This is a genomic window from Bacillus sp. AP50 (assembly GCF_040492675.1).
Taxonomy (GTDB): Bacteria; Bacillota; Bacilli; order Bacillales; family Bacillaceae_G; genus Bacillus_A; species Bacillus_A cereus.
Genome location: NZ_JBEUTW010000481.1, coordinates 1 through 3618 on the forward strand (window position 1 = coordinate 1; position 3618 = coordinate 3618).

Genomic DNA, 3618 nt, shown 5'->3' on the forward strand with positions numbered 1-3618 from the left:
TAAAACGGTTCACTAGATAGCGATGTGGTGCTACCTCTCATATATCATTACCCAATATTTTTCTTCTAGCTCACCTTCTTCAATAACTTTTTTCCAGCCCATATTCTCATAAAACTTTAATGCTTTTTGATTTTTAGAAACACACTTTAATCTTAATGGTGTATTCATCTTTTCTATGGAAGCATGAAGTAACTGTCTTCCAGCCCCCTTACCAAAGAACTCAGGATGTACAAATAAATTGTGTATAAAGTTTTCAGGTAAATATAAAGAAGCAAATCCGAGGATATGATTATCTTCCTCTGCTAGTAGTATATGTTCTCCTTCAGTATGTTTATCAAAATCTTCTATAGTCATTTCATTTCTATCTAGCCAATGAAAACTTTCACGCCGTGATTCTAAATATATCCTTCTTAAATTAGGGTAGTCTAATGCAGTTGCTACTCTAATATTCATTTTCTCACTCTCTCTTCCTTTTTTTAATTGAATAAATCTAACCGTTTCTAGAGTAAACGGTTAAATTTACGAGAGAAATTTATTCACTCGTATCTCTTTAAAACAATGGCTGCATTATGACCTCCGAAACCAAATGAGTTAGATAGACCTATATTTATTTTCACTTGGCGAGCAACAGATGGTACATAATCCAGATCACATAATGGATCAAGATTTTCTAAGTTAATTGTTGGAGGAACTGTCCCTTCCTTTAAGCTCATTGCTAGAGCAATTGCTTCAACTCCACCAGCTGCCCCTAACATATGACCAAGCATAGATTTATTAGCTGTTACCGGAATCTGATAAGCTTGTTTTCCAAACAGTTGCTTAATAGCCATCGTTTCAGAGATGTCCCCCACCTTTGTACTTGTTGCATGGGCACTAATAACATCAACTTCTTCAGGCGATATATTGGCATTTTTTAAAGCTGATCTCATTGCAAGATAAGCACCTTTACCTTCCGGATGTGTAGCTACGATATGGTATGCGTCTGAACTTGCACCATATCCAATGACTTCTGCATAAATCTTTGCCTCTCTATGTAAAGCATGAGATAAAGATTCTAAGATTAGAATTCCAGCTCCTTCTGACATGACAAATCCATCTCGATTTTCATCAAATGGACGACTAGCTTTAGTGGGATTATCGTTTCTTGTTGATAATGCTGTAGCGTTACCAAAACTGGCTATTGATAAGTCTGTTATAGCTGACTCTGTTCCACCCGCAAATATAACGTCAGCTTCCCCAGAACGAATTAGTCTAAAGGCTTCCCCGATAGATGTATTTCCAATTGCACAGGCAGAAACAGGTGACATAGAAGGTCCCATCGCATTCCACTTGATACTAATTTGTGCTGCAGCAGCATTAGACATTATGGCAGGTACTAGAGTTGGGCTGACTCTTCTTGGTCCCTTCTGCCTAAGTGCATCAACATTTTCAATCAAGGTTTCAATCCCTCCAATACCTGAACCCACGTATACGCCTAACCTTTCTACATCTATACGATCGAGGTCTAACTTAGAATCTGACCAAGCTTGTTCAGCTGCAGCCAAAGCAAATTGAGAAAAACGATCTAAACGTCTTGCTTCTTTCTTTCCTAAAACTTCATCTGCATCAAAATCTTGGACGATACCCGCAATTTTTGTTTTATGATTGGTAACATCGAAAGTATCGATATTGACTATACCAGATTCCCCTTTAATTAGATTGTTCCAAAATGTTTTGATGTCGTTTCCTATAGGAGAAACTACGCCCATACCAGTAATCACAACTCTTTCCACTTTGCATTCCCTCCAATCAATAATATACTTGTATTTTACAGTCAATTTATCCTATTACAAGGGGGGATTTATCCTAGTATAACTACTACTAGGATAAATTGATAAGATAAGGAGTTTTAAAAATGAATAATAAAACAAGGCTTAAAGCTCTGTCGGCATTCTTAAAAGCTAAGCGTGCCCAAATTAGTCCAGAGTCTATTGGTTTGTCTGCCGGAAACCGGAGAAGAACACCTGGGTTACGAAGAGAAGAGGTTGCGCAGTTAGCAGGTGTAAGCACCACTTGGTATACATGGCTAGAGCAAGGAAGAGATATAAAGGTTTCTACAATCGTACTTGATTGTATTTCTAAAGCTTTGCAATTAAATAATGATGAAACAGACTACTTATATGACCTGGCATTCGAAACAAATTCAGAAAGTACAAGTCCAAAAAAGGATCAATCAAAGCTTAGCCCTTCTTTAATACGAATACTAGATGAATTAACATATTGTCCAACTATCATTACGGATCGACATTGCCATATTATGGGCTGGAATCCTGCAGCTGCTCATGTTTTTTTAGATTTTGAACAAATACCAAATGATCAAAGAAATTTGATTCGTTTAGTATTCACTAGAAAAGAGTTAAAAGCATTGGCCGTCAATTGGGAACATTTCGTGAAAGGTTTTCTTGCTATTTTCCGTACCTATTATGGACGCTATTTAGACGATGAATGGTACAGCCAGTTTATTGAAGAAATGAGTCGTTCCCATCCAGAATTCCAGAATTTATGGCAAGAAAGTCAAGTGAGTAAGGCTCCAGACATGATAATTGAATTCAGACATGCTAAAGCAGGCAAAATGCTGTTTAATTTAACTTCTTTTCAAGTTCAAGGTGATATGGATTTACGGTGTAGTATCTATACGCCAGTAGGGGAAACGGATACAGAAAATAAATTAAAGCGATTAATGAAGAGGGTATCCGTTGAAAATTAATAAAGTAAGTTCATTACATTAGCAAAATGATAATGATTACTGAACAAAGTCATTATTCCTTATGGGAAAAAGAGTTAACTTTACTTTTTCCTTTTTGTTCAATGGGTGGATGGCGTTAGTTGAAGGATCATAGAAATGAACAGACTTTTTTATAAAAGAATGAATCAATTAAATAAAGTAAGAGCGTGTTTCGAACAATTTCAGAACACATAGGTCATTTATCTCTTTGTTCTGTACCCATTAAAGATTTCCACAGTACTAGGTCAATCTATCTTGTTTCTCGTACAGAAAAGATAGGACGAGCTCTTTTTTAAACATTTATGACTTAGCCCCCATATCTATCACCCTAACAAAAAAGGTTACCCAAAAACTATAAAAATGAACTTCGGTGCTGTAAAAAACACAAAATTATCGTTTAGGGGCTTCTTTAAAGTCTTAGCTTGATAGCGATGGGGTACCGCCACATTGCTATCAAGCTAAGGCTAAGAAAGGTCAGTTTCAGAAGGGATTTTTTCTTATTCTAAAAACCAGTGCAAATCATTGGGGATTCTGCATATCAAATAAATCCTAACGGGTTTCATTTTTAAAATTAAGCGGCTTAATTATCAGACATGGTCCAATTGTAAACGACACCTAATATATTAAAGACTGTTTTCTCCCTGTATCGATGGGGATTTTCGTCCGTTTCGCTGTAAGAGTTTCAGCAGGCGAAGAAGAATATTTGAAAATCTAATATTTTTTAGAATCGTAACCTTTATAGGTGGAGTTGTATTAGTAAATTCATGATAGCTATAATAAAAATTTTTAAACAATACCAATTAATTTTGTATTTTAAAATTAATACTTGCAAATCCAATACAATCTGTATACAG

At 35.7% G+C, this 3618-nt stretch carries 3 protein-coding genes; 1 reads left to right on the forward strand and 2 read right to left on the reverse strand.

The features are described from left to right. Positions 1-30: 30 nt before the first annotated feature. A complete protein-coding gene (locus ABWK52_RS25100; protein ID WP_001026484.1) occupies positions 31-453 on the reverse strand; it encodes a GNAT family N-acetyltransferase in 423 nt (140 codons plus the stop codon). Positions 454-536: 83 nt separating this feature from the next. After that, entirely contained in the window at positions 537-1772 is a 1236-nt protein-coding gene (fabF, locus tag ABWK52_RS25105) for a beta-ketoacyl-ACP synthase II (RefSeq protein ID WP_000442906.1), read from the reverse strand. 122 nt (positions 1773-1894) lie between these two features. Here fabF and ABWK52_RS25110 point away from each other — a divergent pair, with 122 nt between their 5' ends. Beyond that, the gene (locus ABWK52_RS25110; RefSeq protein ID WP_001060883.1) at positions 1895-2746 is read left to right on the forward strand and encodes a helix-turn-helix transcriptional regulator; all 852 of its coding nucleotides are present in this window, start codon (positions 1895-1897) and stop codon (positions 2744-2746) included. The last annotated feature ends 872 nt before the right edge of the window (positions 2747-3618 follow it).

Coding starts and splice junctions, on each gene's coding strand:
- ABWK52_RS25110 (WP_001060883.1), top strand. CDS start 1,895: ATGAATAATAAAACAAGGCTTAAAGCTCTGTCGGCATTCTTAAAAGCT.
- ABWK52_RS25100 (WP_001026484.1), bottom strand. CDS start 453: ATGAATATTAGAGTAGCAACTGCATTAGACTACCCTAATTTAAGAAGG.